This window comes from Pseudodesulfovibrio sp. 5S69 (genome assembly GCF_037094465.1).
In the GTDB taxonomy this organism is placed as follows: Bacteria; Desulfobacterota; Desulfovibrionia; order Desulfovibrionales; family Desulfovibrionaceae; genus Pseudodesulfovibrio; species Pseudodesulfovibrio methanolicus.
Genome location: NZ_CP146609.1, coordinates 1,812,597 through 1,825,702, shown reverse-complemented (window position 1 = coordinate 1,825,702; position 13,106 = coordinate 1,812,597). Strand labels below are relative to the sequence as shown.

At 66.5% G+C, this 13,106-nt stretch carries 13 protein-coding genes; 4 read left to right on the top strand and 9 right to left on the bottom strand.

The features are described from left to right. Window position 1: 1 nt before the first annotated feature. The 5 genes from V8V93_RS08530 to V8V93_RS08510 form a co-directional block, all read right to left on the bottom strand. Window positions 2-679 carry a heme exporter protein CcmB gene (locus tag V8V93_RS08530; protein WP_338669935.1) on the bottom strand — a complete coding sequence of 226 codons (678 nt, stop codon included), beginning with the start codon at window positions 677-679 and terminating at the stop codon, window positions 2-4. Further along, entirely contained in the window at window positions 673-1,341 is a 669-nt protein-coding gene (gene ccmA, locus V8V93_RS08525) for a heme ABC exporter ATP-binding protein CcmA (RefSeq protein ID WP_338669934.1), read from the bottom strand. The genes V8V93_RS08530 and ccmA overlap by 7 nt, the downstream gene beginning before the upstream one ends. Beyond that, window positions 1,342-3,240 carry a heme lyase CcmF/NrfE family subunit gene (locus tag V8V93_RS08520; RefSeq protein WP_338669933.1) on the bottom strand — a complete coding sequence of 633 codons (1,899 nt, stop codon included), beginning with the start codon at window positions 3,238-3,240 and terminating at the stop codon, window positions 1,342-1,344. Between the two features lie 131 nt (window positions 3,241-3,371). Then, window positions 3,372-3,812, bottom strand: coding sequence for a cytochrome c maturation protein CcmE (locus tag V8V93_RS08515; protein WP_338669932.1), 441 nt, complete (start codon window positions 3,810-3,812; stop codon window positions 3,372-3,374). 20 nt (window positions 3,813-3,832) lie between these two features. Beyond that, window positions 3,833-4,894 (bottom strand): hemolysin family protein, encoded by a 1,062-nt coding sequence (locus V8V93_RS08510; RefSeq protein ID WP_338669931.1) that lies wholly within the window; start codon window positions 4,892-4,894, stop codon window positions 3,833-3,835. 131 nt (window positions 4,895-5,025) lie between these two features. Between V8V93_RS08510 and V8V93_RS08505 the strand changes: the two genes are divergently transcribed. Then, the gene (locus tag V8V93_RS08505) at window positions 5,026-6,069 is read left to right on the top strand and encodes a glycosyltransferase family 9 protein (RefSeq protein WP_338669930.1); all 1,044 of its coding nucleotides are present in this window, start codon (window positions 5,026-5,028) and stop codon (window positions 6,067-6,069) included. Here V8V93_RS08505 and V8V93_RS08500 read toward each other — a convergent pair. The 4 genes from V8V93_RS08500 to V8V93_RS08485 all read right to left on the bottom strand — a co-directional run bounded on the left by V8V93_RS08500 (window position 6,053) and on the right by V8V93_RS08485 (window position 9,621). Continuing rightward, a complete protein-coding gene (locus tag V8V93_RS08500) occupies window positions 6,053-6,871 on the bottom strand; it encodes a hypothetical protein (RefSeq protein WP_338669929.1) in 819 nt (272 codons plus the stop codon). The genes V8V93_RS08505 and V8V93_RS08500 overlap by 17 nt on opposite strands. A gap of 2 nt (window positions 6,872-6,873) precedes the next feature. Beyond that, window positions 6,874-7,536 carry a nicotinate (nicotinamide) nucleotide adenylyltransferase gene (gene nadD / locus V8V93_RS08495; RefSeq protein ID WP_338669928.1) on the bottom strand — a complete coding sequence of 221 codons (663 nt, stop codon included), beginning with the start codon at window positions 7,534-7,536 and terminating at the stop codon, window positions 6,874-6,876. A gap of 69 nt (window positions 7,537-7,605) precedes the next feature. Next, window positions 7,606-8,235, bottom strand: a complete 630-nt coding sequence (locus tag V8V93_RS08490) for a hypothetical protein (protein WP_338669927.1) — start codon at window positions 8,233-8,235, stop codon at window positions 7,606-7,608. Window positions 8,236-8,361: 126 nt separating this feature from the next. Further along, entirely contained in the window at window positions 8,362-9,621 is a 1,260-nt protein-coding gene (locus V8V93_RS08485) for a glutamate-5-semialdehyde dehydrogenase (protein ID WP_338669926.1), read from the bottom strand. 332 nt (window positions 9,622-9,953) lie between these two features. Between V8V93_RS08485 and V8V93_RS08480 the strand changes: the two genes are divergently transcribed. Genes V8V93_RS08480 through V8V93_RS08470 form a run of 3 tightly spaced genes read left to right on the top strand, consistent with a single transcriptional unit; the run spans window position 9,954 to window position 13,100 of the window. Next, window positions 9,954-10,607, top strand: a complete 654-nt coding sequence (locus V8V93_RS08480; RefSeq protein ID WP_338669925.1) for a tetratricopeptide repeat protein — start codon at window positions 9,954-9,956, stop codon at window positions 10,605-10,607. Window positions 10,608-10,665: 58 nt separating this feature from the next. Then, window positions 10,666-12,501, top strand: a complete 1,836-nt coding sequence (iorA, locus tag V8V93_RS08475; RefSeq protein WP_338669924.1) for an indolepyruvate ferredoxin oxidoreductase subunit alpha — start codon at window positions 10,666-10,668, stop codon at window positions 12,499-12,501. Window positions 12,502-12,503: 2 nt separating this feature from the next. Further along, a complete protein-coding gene (locus V8V93_RS08470) occupies window positions 12,504-13,100 on the top strand; it encodes an indolepyruvate oxidoreductase subunit beta (RefSeq protein WP_338669923.1) in 597 nt (198 codons plus the stop codon). Window positions 13,101-13,106: the final 6 nt, after the last annotated feature.

The following is a 13,106-nucleotide window of genomic DNA, read 5'->3' as shown; positions in this document are numbered from 1 at the left end:
ACTACTCTTCCCCACTATAGACAAACGGGAACAGGAACAACCCGGCCCCGCCGAACAGACAGTCAAAAGCGAAAATCAGGCCGAGCCACTGGTTGTACCCCATGGTGTGCTCGGGTGAAAAACACAGTCCGAACAAGGTGATGCCGGACAGAAGCACGGGCAGCAGCAGCGGGAACACGATGACCGAGAGCAGCGACTCGCGGGCCGCCTGGCCCTGGGAGAGCGCCCCGAGCAGCGCGCCGATGATGACCAGCCCGAGGTCCGCGCCGAACAGCGTGACCCAGAGCAGCCACCACGGGCCGTGGACCGACTGGCCCAGGAAGGCCGCCGTGGCCGGCAGGAAGACCAATTGCGAGACGAACAGCAGGCCGAACCCGGCCAGCCCCTTGCCCAGCCAGACCGCGTGCACGGGCGCGGGCGAGGACAGGATGCCGATGCGCGCGCCGTTCATTTCCTCTATGGAAAACAGATCGTTGAAGACCAGAACCAGGCCGAAGGCCGAGGCCAGCCAGAAGATGGCTCCCGCGGCCTGGGGCGAGATGGCCCCGCCCAGCGGCTTGGACAGCGAAAACAAGAAGATCAGCAGCAGGCCGAGCAGGACCGCCTGGACCAGCCCCTGGCCCCCGGACAGGGACAGCTTGAGGTCCTTTTTCGCAATGACCAGCGTACGCTTCAGCATGCGCCCTCCGGGGTGAAGCCCGAGGCCGGGCCGAAATATTCCACTCTGCGTCCGCCCAAGGCCAGGACCGTGTCGGCCAGAGCCGCGTCCTCGGTCACGTGGTGGCTGATCCAGACGATGGCCGTGCCCCGGTCGCGCAGCCCGGTGATCTCGCCGCGCAGCCGCTTCAACGAGGCGGGGTCCAGGCCGGTGCCGGGCTCATCGAGGAAAATGAGCCTGGGCTCCGCCTGGTAGATGCGCGCCAGATTCAGCCGCTGGGCCATGCCGCGCGAGAACGACCCGGCCTTCTCCTCGGCCGCCCGTTCCAGCCCCACCCGTTTGAGCAAGGCCATAAGCTCGTCCGCGTCCGGCGACAGACCGTACATGGAGGCCCAGAAGCGCAGGTTCTCCAGGGCCGTCAACCCCGGATAGATGAAGGTGGCATGACCGAGGTAGGCGGTCTCCTCGGGTTCGAGCTCAAGCCGGACCTCACCCGCGGACGGCTTGCTCAACCCCGCCATGATGCGCATGAGCGTGGACTTGCCCGCGCCGTTGGGACCGGCCACCAACAGGATCTCGCCGGGGCGGACCTCGCAGGATATCTCCTTGAAGACGAGCTTGTTGCCGAAGAATTTGGCCGCCCGCTTCACGGTCAGCAGCGCTTTGCCCGGACCGTCCGCCATCTACCTGACCTCGCCGGGCCGGGGCATGCGCCTGAGCAGGAGGAAGGCGAGCAGGCACATAATCGTGCCGCCGATCCAGATCCAGTTTACCAGCGGGTTGACGCTGATCTTGAAGCTCGCCTTGTTGTCCTCGGTCAGGCCGAGCAGCGTGGCGTAAAGCTCGTCGCCGAAGCTCGGGATGGTGCCCACCTCGGCGAACTGCTGGTTGGGGAAGTTCTTGTAGATGCGCTTGTCGGGCTTGAGCACGCCCACGTCCCGGCCGTCCTTGGAGACCGCCAGGGTGGCCGTTGCCCGGGCCACGATGTCGCCCACGTTGCGGTCCTCCTGCAGGCCCGCGTAGGTCACGGTGAACTCGCCGATGGCCACGGATTCGCCCTGGGCCAGGACCACCTCGCGCTCGGTCTTGTACGGCCCGGAAAAGGCCACGCCGAGGGCCAGAAGCACCAGGCCGAGGTGCACGCCGTAGGCCCCCCAGGACTGGCGCATGGCGCGCAGAGCCGGGTACAGCGCGAAGAGCAGGCCGATGCTGACCAGTGCGGCCACCGCGGCGGCGGCGGTCAGGGCGGCCAGCACGTTGGTCATGCCCGACAGGTAGAACCCGGCGAACGCGACGACCAGCACCACGCCGACCGCGATGAAACCCTTCATGTTGCGGACGCCGCCCTTCCACCCCAGCCAGGGGCAGAAGCAGAAAAGGAGCACCAGCAGGGCCATGAACGGCAGGCAGACCCGATTGTAGAAGTGGGCGTCCAGTCCCATGGGGGAGACGGTCCACAACCGGCTGATGACCGGCCACATGGTCCCCAGGGTGACGACCAGGCCCAGAGCCAGGAGGAACCAGGCCGTGATGACCAGGAGCCCTTGGCGGCTCAGGAAATCGGACAGGGAGCGCTGCACCTGCCGCTCGGACAGGAAGACGACCATCAGGGTCACGACCAGGGTCACGGCCATGGACCAGAACAGGGGCTGAGCCACGCCGGACGCGCCGAAGGTGTGCAGGGAGTCGATCACGCCGGACCGGGTCAGATAGGTCGAGAAGATGCACAGGATGAAGGTCAGGGACATCAGGAAGACGTTGGTCCGCTGCAGGGCGTTGCGCCGGGATTCGATGATCGCCGTGTGCAGCACGGCGGTGCCCGCGAACCAGGGGATCAGGGAAGCATTTTCCACCGGGTCCCAGGCCCAGTAGCCGCCCCAGCCGAGTTCCATGTAGGACCACCAGGCGCCCAGGACTATGCCCGCGGTCAGAAAAACCCAGGACAGGATGTTCCAGTTGCGGACCACCTTGATCCACGACTTCTTCTCCCCGGCGATGCTCGAGGCCAGGGCCGCACAGGCCGGGATGGTGTACAGGGCGAAGCCCGCGAACAGAAGCGGCGGATGAAAGATCATGCCGGGGTTGCGCAGCAGCGGGTTCAGGCCGCGCCCGTCGCCCGGAGCGGGGACGATCTCGATGAACGGGTTGGACCAGCCCGTGAGCAGGAGCAGAAAGAAGCCCTGCACGGTCAGGAAAAACATCCAGAAGACGAGTTTGGTGTCCGAGCCCAGCGACTTGTAGCCGGGCGTGGCCACGAAGATCATGCCGGACAGCGCGATGATCAGCTCCCAGCACAACAGCGACCCTTCGCGGCCGCCCCACAGGGCGGTCAGGGTGTAGACGAAGGACAGAGCGTTGTCCACGTTGTTGTAGACGTAGCGAAAGGAGTAGTCCCTGGTGGTCAGGGCCACCAGCAGGATGAGCGTGGAGAGGATGACGCCGCAGGCGGCGATGAGCTGGCCCCGTTCCAGGACGGTCAGGGCCTCTTCCTTCCGGGTCCAGGCGGCGAAGCCGGCGAAACCGGCGAGGAAGAGGAAGGCGAGCAGGGAAAAGAGTAAACCGACGTATCCGGTCAGATGCATAGAGGCTCCTTACAACAAATTCGGCGAGCGGGCGAAGGGGTCGGCGCCCCCACGGCCCGCGCTCGTGTCCGGCGGGTCCAACGGCGATAGAAAGGAAAAAACCGGGGTGCAATCATGTGAAAAAGATTTCACTAACCGGCCTGCCCCTGCTGCGCGTCCATCTGCTTGCTCTTCTCCTCGTACTTGGAGGGGCACTTGGTCACCAGGGTCTTGGCCATGAAGACCTGCCCGTCCGTGGAGAACCGGCCCTCCACGATGACCTCGACGTCCGGCTTGAATGTGTCGGGCAGCGCGCCCTTGTACTCCACCCGCAGGGTCTTGTCGTGCTGCACCTTGTCCACCAGGTTGAAGTCGGCCCCGAGCTTGCCGTCCGCGATGGCCAGCCCTCTGGGCGAGACCTTGCCGAACAGCCGGGCGTTGCCGATCTCCGCCCTGTCCTGGGCCAGGGCCTCGGTCACGTTCAGGAAGTAGACCGAATCCTGGGTCAGGCCGGAAAAGATGAGGTAGGAAAGGCCGCCCAGAAAGAGCACCAGGGCGACGGCGTACACGATTTTATTGGACTTCTTGGCCATATGGTTCCTTGCGCCGAGCGCTATTCGTTCTTGTCCCCGCCGGTGGAGCCGTTGCGGGCGCGGGTCAGCTCGTCCCGCTGCGTGCGGGCGAGTTCCCGCATATCCACCACCTGGTCGGTCTCGTCAACTATTTCGCTTCCCAAAATCTCTTCGAGCACGTCCTCCAGGGTGACCACTCCGGCCACCCCGCCGTACTCGTCCAGGACCACGGCCAGGTGCATGCGGCTGCCCAGGAACTGCACCAGGAGCTTGTCCAGGGTGACGGACTCCAGGACGAAGCGCACCGGACGCATGATATCCGACAGCTTGAGTTCATCCCGGTCGTCGGCCAGGGCCTCAAGCACCAACCGCCGGTAGACCACGCCCACGATGTCCTCGGTATCCTCTTCGTACACCGGGATGCGGCTGTGCGGCCAGTTGGGGTGCTCCTCCCTGGCCTGGGCCACGGTCATGTCCGCGGGCAGCGAAAAGACCACGGTCCTCGGAGTCATGATCTGCTCCGCCGTCTTGGAGTCCAGGGAGAGGATGTTCCGGATGGAGGTCTCCTCGTACTGTTTGATCACCCCGGAACGGCGCGTCAGGCTGACGATGGCCCGGATGTCGTCCTCGGTGTGGTCCGGCTTGGACTCCCTGTGGCTGACCGCTTTGGACAGCACGCCCATGATGGCGATGATCGGCTTGAACACCCAGACCATGCCCTTGAGCGGCCGGGCCAGGGGCGGCGCGATCACGTCCGAGTAGAGCACGCCCAGCGTCTTGGGCATGATCTCCGTGAAAATGAGAATAATTACTGTAAAGCAAACTGTAAAGAGCCAAAGCGTGTCTTCGCCGTAAAGCTTGGCCCAGGCCCAGCCGGCCACCGCCGCCCCGGCGGTGTGCGCGCAGGTGTTGAGCGTCAGGATGGCGGTGATGGGCTCGTCGATCTTGGAGCGAAGCCTGTGGAGCAAAACCGCGGACTTGCGGCCGCTGTCCTTGAGCTTCTGGATGTCGGCCCAGGTCATGGAATAGAGGGCCGCTTCGGCCACGGAGCAGAATGCGGACACAAAGACGGCCACGCCGACGGCGAGTATGAGTTCAACCATGGGTTCTCTTCACTTCCTGGAAACGAGAGGAACGGACACAATGCATTACCGATGGATGTAGCAGATGCCACGAACCTGCGCAACACGCAACAGGCTTGACTTCCAGGGCGATTGAGGCGAACAGGACGAGCATGAATCCGAGCGCAGCCGAACATCCCGCCGTGGTCTTCCGCCTGGGGCATATGGGCGACGTGGCCCTGGCCACCGGCGTCCTGTCCCACTGGTTCGAGCGGACCGGCCAACCCTTCGTCTTCGCGACCAGGGAGGCCAATCTGCCCCTGCTCGCCAACCACCCCGCCGTGGCCGGGACCATCGGCCTGTCCAAGGCGGACCTGACCGACGCGGGCTGGCTGCGCAGGACCGGCGAGCTGGCCCGGCAATACGCGGGCGGCACGCTCATCGACCTGCACGGCACCCTGCGCTCGCGCATCCTGGCCCTGCGTTGGAAGGGGCCGGTCCGCCGCTATCCCAAGTTCGGCCTGGCCCGCCGCCTGTTCGAGCGCACCCGCTCGGACCGCTTCCGCGCGAAGCTCGAAGCCCTGAACGTGCCCCAGCGCTACGCCCTGGCCCTGGACCGGGCCGCGCCCGAACGCGAGGCCGTGCTGCCGCGCGTCTACCTGACCGAAGACGAGACGCGGGCGGCCGAACGGCGGCTGTCGCCCATCTCCTGCGAGGGGCCGCGCGTGGCTCTGCACCCCTACGCCACCCACCCGTCCAAGCAGTGGCCCGCCGAGAACTGGATCCGGCTGGCCGCCCTGCTGGACGCCGAAGACATCAATTGGTTCGTGGTGGGCAGAAGCGTGGCCCCGCTGACCAGCGGCCACGAGCGCGACCTGACCAACCAGACCGACCTGCGGGCCACCTGCGGCCTGCTCGCGCGGGCCGACCTGCTGGTCACCGGCGACTCCGGGCCCATGCACCTGGCCTGCGGGGTGGGCACTCCGGTGGTCGCCCTGTTCGGGCCCACGGCCAAGGCCTGGGGGTTCTATCCGGCGGGCCCGAAGGACGTGGTCCTGGAACGGGACCTGCCCTGCCGCCCCTGCTCCCTGCACGGGGCCGGGAAATGTACGCGCGGCTTCGAATGCATGACCGAGACCACGCCCGAGACGGTCCTCGACGCGGTCCGGGCCTCCCTGGCCCGATCCGTTCGGCCCGCGTTCAACGATCCTTCCTGACCACGTAGCGCAACCCGCCCGGAGTGAACTCGATCGGGTCGATGACCAGCCCGTAAACGTGGATGGTGTCCTCGGCGCCGAGGATGACCACGCTACCGCCCACGGGTTTGTCCTTGCCCTTCTCGTATTCGCTGAACGCGATGGTCCCGCCGCACAGGCCCTGCTCGTCGCACTTCGCGCCCCGGTAGCGCTCCTCGAACCGCCGTGTGCGCACCGGCAGGACGCCGCCGGTGGCGAACAGCGTGCGCTCGCCCCCGGTCCAGGCCGCCCCGTCCAGGCGCTTGCGGGCGTCCAGGTCGAACCACGGACGCTCGCCCACGACCCGGCCCTGGCCGTCCACGCGCAGACCGAGCCGCCTGCCCTCGGGGGCCATGGGCCTCGGAACCTCGGCAAGCAGGGTCCCGTCCCGCAGCATGAAATATACGCCCCAGCCCACGTCCGGGTCCAGCCGCCCGACGGGCACGCCCTCGGGCATGGCCAGGTCCATGGCCCGGATCGGCCGCAGGACCGGATAGAGTTCCTCCACCGCGCCGGATAGCAACAGCTCGCCCTCGCGCACGGCCAGCTCGCGGTCCAGCTCCACGTCCACGCCCACCCCGGTCCTCGGCGGGAAGGGCAAGACCTCCATGGGGGCCGTGGCCTGCGGTGCGGCGGCGGGCGGCTCGGGGCCGGGCGGCGCCTCGGGCATGGTCACCTCCACCGGCCCGGACGACCCGTTGACCAGGGCCATGAGCCGGTAGGTGCCGTAGGCCGCGGCAACGAAAAGCGCCGCGCAGACAAGGGGGAGGAGCAGCCGTTGCACGGTCAGGCCCCCCGGCGTTCGCCCCAATGGGGTTCGATCTCGTCCGCGCGCTCCTCAAGCAGGTCGCGGACCCCGTCCGGGACCAGCAGGCTCAGGTTGCGGCGATCCAGCCAGCGGGTCCGGATCTGTCCGCCCTTGATGTCCAGGCGGGGAGTGTCCAGCAGCCGGATGGCGTTGCCGCCGGGCAGGCGCCACAGGCCCGCCCCCTCGGAGGCCGCTTCGGGCCAGTGTTCGGTCACGAACCCGGCCACGTTGTCGGCCGCCTCCCAGCGGTTGACCACCACCAGCGAGGCCAGGGCCGGGATCTCCAGCCCGTGATGCCAGTTGTGCAGTTCCAGGAAGGTGGACGCGCCCAGGATGAAATGGAGTTCGTTTTCCGGCGCTTGCGTACGGTAACAGGTCAGGGTGTCGCAGGTGAACGAAGGGCCGGGCCGTTCGGCCTCCAGGGGGTTGGCCCCCAGGCCGGGGATGTCCGCGATGGCCCGGCGAACCAGGGCCATGCGCAGGTCAAAGGGCAGGACGTCTTCCACCCGCTTGTGCGGGGGCTCGCTCGCCGGGACCAGCTCCACCCGGTCCAGGCCGAGCTGTTCGAGGACCTCCACGGCCATGCGTACGTGGCCGGTGTGCACCGGATTGAAACTGCCGCCCAAAATACCTATCTTCATTGCCGATCTCCTTACACTCCTCAGATACGGGCAGGCCCTGGAAAAATCAAGGAGCGGCGGGCGGAGAGATCACCGGGAGCGGAGCCGGGCCAGCGGCCGCCCCTGCCTGCCCGCGCCCATGACGACCTCGTCCGGCATGGCGCGCAACAGCGAATCCGCCCTGGACGTCGATATCCCGGCCACCGTGGCCAGCCGGTCCAGGCTGCGCCAGCGGTACTTGCCCTCGCCCAGGGCGGCCAGCATCGTTTGGCGCGCGGCTTCGTCATCCACCGCCGGGGTCTCGGGGACGGCTTCCGCAAGATGCGGCCCTTCAAAGCGGACCTCCCCGTCCGCATCGGCCTTGGCCCGCATGAACCCGGCCGCCCCGGAGCCCCCCCCCATGATGCCGCCGGGGCTTTCCATGGGGGCCACGCGCAGGGGGGCGGCCAGCCGAACGGCGCGCACCAGCGGTACGCCCGAACCGGACTCCAGCCGGGCGACACGTTCCTCCAGCGTCCTGATGTCGTCATCAAGCGGAGCGAAGTTCTCGTCCAGCTGTTCGGGCAGCTTGTCGATGGAAAAGGTGGCGTCCCCCCAGGTGACGGTCAGCCCCCCTCGGGCGATCACCTTCCGCATCTCCTCCCGGAAGGTCTGGACGAACAGGACCAGGCCCACGAACAGCAAAAAAGGCCAATCCAACAATTTCAAGAGGATTTCCATGGCGCACACCTCCCTGGCGGTTCACTGGTATCGACATACAGGAAATCGGGGGGCCGGGCCAACAAAAAGGGCCGCCCTTGCGGACGGCCCCGTTCATTTCATTAAGTAATCGGAACCGGGAAGCGGCTACTCCCGGATCTGGCCTTCGCCCAGGAGGACGAACTTGGCGCTGGTCAGCTCCTTGATGCCCATGGGGCCGTAGGCGTGGAGCTTGGAGGTGGAGATGCCGATCTCCGCGCCCAGGCCGAGCTGCGCGCCGTCGTTGAAACGCGTGGTGGAATTGGCCACGACCAGGGAGGCATCCACCTCGCGCACGAAGCGCATGCAGTTGGCGTAGTCCTCGGACAGGATGGCTTCGGTGTGGTTGGAGCCGTACTCCGCGATGTAGTCCATGGCCTCGTCCAGGTCCGCGACCACCTTGACCGCCAGGATCAGGTCCAGGAACTCGCAGCCCCAGTCCTCGTCCGCAGCGGGCTCGGCATACGCGCCGAGCAGGGGCAGGGATTCGGGGCAGGCCTTGAACTTGACGCCCTTGGGGCCGATGGCCTCGGCCACCCTGGGCAGCAGCCTCCCGGCCACGTCCCGATGGACCAACAGGCACTCCGCGGCGTTGCAGCCGCTGGGGTACTGCATCTTGGCGTTCTCGATGATCGGCACGGCCTTGTCGATGTCGCAGGAGGCATCGGCGAAAATCTGGCACACGCCCTTGTAATGCTTGAGCACCGGCATGGTCGCCTGGCTGGTCACGGCCCGGATGAGCCCCTCGCCGCCGCGCGGGATGACCACGTCGATGTATTCTTCAAGCTTGAGCATCTCGGCCACGGCCTCGCGGTCCGTGGTCGGCGGCACCTGGACCGCGTCGCTGGGCAGGCCCGCCTTTTCCAGGGCCTTGTGCATCAGGTCGGCCAAACACCTGTTGGAGTGGAAGGCCTCGGAGCCGCCGCGCAGGATGACCGCGTTGCCCGCCTTGAGGCAGAGGATGCCCGCGTCCACCGTGGCGTTGGGCCGGGACTCGTAGATCATGGCCACCACGCCGAGCGGCACGCGCATGCGGCCCACGAGCATACCATTGGGGCGCTTGACCATGGACTCGATCTCGCCCACGGGGTCGGCCATGGCCGCCACCTCGCGGCAGCCCTGGATCATGGACTTGAGGACCTTGTCGCTGATGGTCAGCCGCTGCACGCGGGCCTTGTCCAGGCCGTTCTCGGCCGCCTCGTCCAGGTCGAGCCGGTTGGCCTCGCGGATGGCCGGGGCCTCGGTCTCCAGCAGGTCGGCCAGGATCAGCAGGGCGTCCTGCTTGGCCTTGCCCGAGGCCGCCGAAAGCCTGCGCGACGCCGCCTTGGCGCGCCTGCCCATGTCCACCATCTGTTCGCGTAAATCCATGAAAGTTCTCCTTGAAATGATGACCGACGGAACCGAATGAAATTCTGCTCCGGCGAGTCATTTTGCTAACCTCCTCCGGGGGATAAAGTCAATTCCCGTCTTTGCCAACCGAATACACTTTGGATTGAGGGCCGCCGATCGATTTACATTTTTTGTTATTTCCGCCGGCAACGGCTTGATTACAGGCCCTGTTTTTGGCTATTTTCCGTCTTCCTTCCAAAATAGCCTTTGACCTTTTTTACAATTTTGCTTATCAAGCCCTCTGCGTTGCCGGGCCTCGCTTCCCGGCCCGTTCACCACAAAAATCACCCTCATGGAGGCATGAAAATCCCATGGCTGCAACCAATCCCGTTCAACCCGACGTGCTGACCGACATCGAGTCCCACACGCCCGAATCCCTGCACCCGATCCTCGAAGCCGCGTTCACCTACCGCAAGCAGCTGATCACGGTGGTCTGCATCATCCTGGCCGTCACCGTGGCCTACGCGGGCTACAGGGCCTACAGCGCCCGGGCCGAGGCGAACGCCCAGGCCCGACTCGGCGAGATCATGGTCTCCTCCACCGGCGCCGACCGCCTGACCAAGCTCGACGCCATGCTCGGGGACGTCACCGCTTCCGTCCGTCCCGCCGTGACCCTGGAGGCCGCCCAGACCGCCATGGACCTGGGCGACTATACCAAGGCCGAAGGCTACTGGGAAAGCCTGGTCGGCATGACCGAGGGCGAGATGCAATTCGTTGCCCGCCTGGGCCGCGCCAAGGCCATGGCCATGTCCGGCAAGGGCGCCGACGCGCTCAAGGAGATGAAGGAGCTGGCCGGTCTGGCCTCCGCCGCCTACACCGTCCCGGTGTATCGCCAGCTCGCCCTGGCCGCCGAGGCCGCGGGCGACAAGGCCGAAGCCCTGACCGCCTACAAGAAGCTGGACGGCGAGGACATCGGCGACAAGCCCTACATCGAGTACAAGATCTCCCAGTTGGAAAACAACTAACCGAATCATCAAGATACAGAGGCCGGGCGCGGAAGCGATCGGCCGCAGGAGAGGCAAAATGGCAAATCCGCTCTTGGGTGACACCCCCGGCGACACCCATCTGCTCCTCGGCAACGAGGCCATCGTGCGCGGCGCCGTGGAAGCGGGCATCCAGGTGGTGACCTGTTATCCCGGCACCCCTTCAAGCGAAGTGCCGGACACGTTCTACCGCATTTCGCCCGACGGCAAATACTACTTCGAATACTCGGTCAACGAAAAGGTCGCCCTGGAAGTGGCCGGCGGCGCAACCCTGGCCGGCGCCATGTCCATGTGCACCATGAAGCACGTGGGCGTGAACGTGGCAGCGGACCCGCTGATGACCCTGTGCTACGTGGGCGCTCCCGGCGGGCTGATGCTCCTGTCCGCCGACGACCCCGGCTGCCACTCCAGCCAGAACGAGCAGGACAACCGCATCTACGCCCGCCTGGGCGGCATGCCGGTCCTCGAACCGGCCTCGGCCCAGGAGGCCAAGGACATGGCCCGCGACGGGCTGCTTCTCTCCAGGAAGCACGGCGCGCCCCTGCTCCTGCGGACCACCACCCGCGTGAACCACCTGCGCGGCCCGGTCGAGTTCGGCCCGGCGCCCGACCCCGGCAAGCCCGAGGGGTTCAAGCGCAACCCGCCGCACTTCGTACCCATTCCGGCCTTTTCCCGGCCCATGCACGTCCGCCTCATGGAACGCATGGAGGCCCTGCGCGAGGAGGCCGAGAACTCCCCGTACAACACGGTCACCGGCAACGGCAAATACGGCATCGTCTGCTCCGGCATCTCCCGCGCCTACGTGGCCGACGCCTTGGATAACGCGGGCCTGGCCGACAAGGTCACGGTCCTCGAACTCGGCTTCTCCAACCCCCTACCCGAGAACAAGTGCCTGGCCTTCCTCCAGTCCGTGGACACGGTCCTGGTGGTCGAGGAGCTGGAGCCGGTCGTGGAAAACGACCTGCGCGTCCTGGCCCAGAAGCACGGGCTTTCCCTCGACATCAAGGGCAAGGACGTCCTGCCGCGCAACGGCGAGTTCGACGTGACCATGGTCGAAAACGCCATCCGCGAAGGGCTGGGCGAGGCCCCGGTGCCCACCTGCGAATGTTCCCTGCCCGAGCTGCCCGGCCGTCCGCCGAACCTGTGCGCTGGCTGCCCGCACCGCGGCACCTACTACGCGGCCCGCAAGGTCTTCGGCGACGACGCGGTCTACTCCTCGGACATCGGCTGCTACACGCTGGGCCTGCTGCCCCCGCTCCAGACCGCGGACTTCCTGCTGTGCATGGGTTCCTCCATCTCGGCGGGCGGCGGTCTGGCCAAGGCCTCCGGCCAGAAAGTGGTCGCCTTCATCGGCGACTCCACCTTCTTCCACTCCGGCCTGACCGGCGTAGCCAACGCGGTCTTCAACGCCCATGACGTGCTCATCGTCATCCTGGACAATCGGACCACGGCCATGACCGGCCACCAGCCCAACCCCGGCGTGGACAAGACGGTCATCGGCGACAACGACCACCCGCTCGACATCGAGTCCGCCGTGCGCGGCCTGGGCGTCACCGAGGTGCGCACGGTCAACCCGTTCAACCAGAAGAAGACCATGGCCGCCATGGAAGAGCTCGGGACCATGAGCGGCGTGCGCGTGCTCATCGCCAAGGAGCCCTGCCCGCTGTACACCCGCCGGGTCTACAAGAAGGTCGCCCCGCAGGTGGCCTACGTGGCCGAGTCCTGCACCGGCCGGTTCGACTGCCTGGACAAGCTGGCCTGCCCGGCCATGTTCAAGGAAGGCGGCAAGGCCGCGGTCAACCCGATCCTGTGCAACGGCTGCATGCTCTGCCTGCAGGTCTGCGGGCACATCAAAGCCAAGAAGAGAGGCAGCTAACCATGCCCGATACCAAAAAAATCCGCATATTCATGACCGGTGTCGGCGGCCAGGGAACCCTGACCGCCACCACCCTGCTGGCCAAGACCGCCCTCAGCCAGGGGCTGACCGTGACCTCGGGCGAGATACACGGCATGGCCCAGCGCGGCGGCGTGGTCGAGTCCACGGTGCTAATCGGGTGCAAGTCGCCCAAGATCGGCATCGGCGAGGCCGACATCCTCCTCGGGTTCGAGCCCATGGAGACCATGCGCGCCCTGCCTTACCTGCGCCAGGGCGGCCTGGTGGTCTCGTCCACCGAGTACATGCCGCCCCTGTCCGTGGCCATGGGCAAACAGGAATGCCCGACCATCGACGACATCAAAAAGGCCGTGGCCACCTGCACCAGCAAGGTCTACTTCATGGCCAACCAGTCCATCGGCCTCGAAGCCGGGGCCGTGCAGTCCGGCAACATCGCCATGCTCGGCGCGCTCTGCGCCGCCGGCGAGCTGCCCTTCGGCCCCGAGGCCCTGGAAGCCGCCATCAAGGCGAACCTCCCGGCCAAGATTCAGGCCGTCAACCTCAAAGCCCTGGAGCTCGGCGTCAAGGCCCTGAACTCCTAGAGCTTG

Coding starts and splice junctions, on each gene's coding strand:
- V8V93_RS08530 (WP_338669935.1), bottom strand. CDS start 679: ATGCTGAAGCGTACGCTGGTCATTGCGAAAAAGGACCTCAAGCTGTCC.
- ccmA (WP_338669934.1), bottom strand. CDS start 1,341: ATGGCGGACGGTCCGGGCAAAGCGCTGCTGACCGTGAAGCGGGCGGCC.
- V8V93_RS08520 (WP_338669933.1), bottom strand. CDS start 3,240: ATGCATCTGACCGGATACGTCGGTTTACTCTTTTCCCTGCTCGCCTTC.
- V8V93_RS08515 (WP_338669932.1), bottom strand. CDS start 3,812: ATGGCCAAGAAGTCCAATAAAATCGTGTACGCCGTCGCCCTGGTGCTC.
- V8V93_RS08510 (WP_338669931.1), bottom strand. CDS start 4,894: ATGGTTGAACTCATACTCGCCGTCGGCGTGGCCGTCTTTGTGTCCGCA.
- V8V93_RS08505 (WP_338669930.1), top strand. CDS start 5,026: ATGAATCCGAGCGCAGCCGAACATCCCGCCGTGGTCTTCCGCCTGGGG.
- nadD (WP_338669928.1), bottom strand. CDS start 7,536: ATGAAGATAGGTATTTTGGGCGGCAGTTTCAATCCGGTGCACACCGGC.
- V8V93_RS08490 (WP_338669927.1), bottom strand. CDS start 8,235: ATGGAAATCCTCTTGAAATTGTTGGATTGGCCTTTTTTGCTGTTCGTG.
- V8V93_RS08485 (WP_338669926.1), bottom strand. CDS start 9,621: ATGGATTTACGCGAACAGATGGTGGACATGGGCAGGCGCGCCAAGGCG.
- V8V93_RS08480 (WP_338669925.1), top strand. CDS start 9,954: ATGGCTGCAACCAATCCCGTTCAACCCGACGTGCTGACCGACATCGAG.
- iorA (WP_338669924.1), top strand. CDS start 10,666: ATGGCAAATCCGCTCTTGGGTGACACCCCCGGCGACACCCATCTGCTC.
- V8V93_RS08470 (WP_338669923.1), top strand. CDS start 12,504: ATGCCCGATACCAAAAAAATCCGCATATTCATGACCGGTGTCGGCGGC.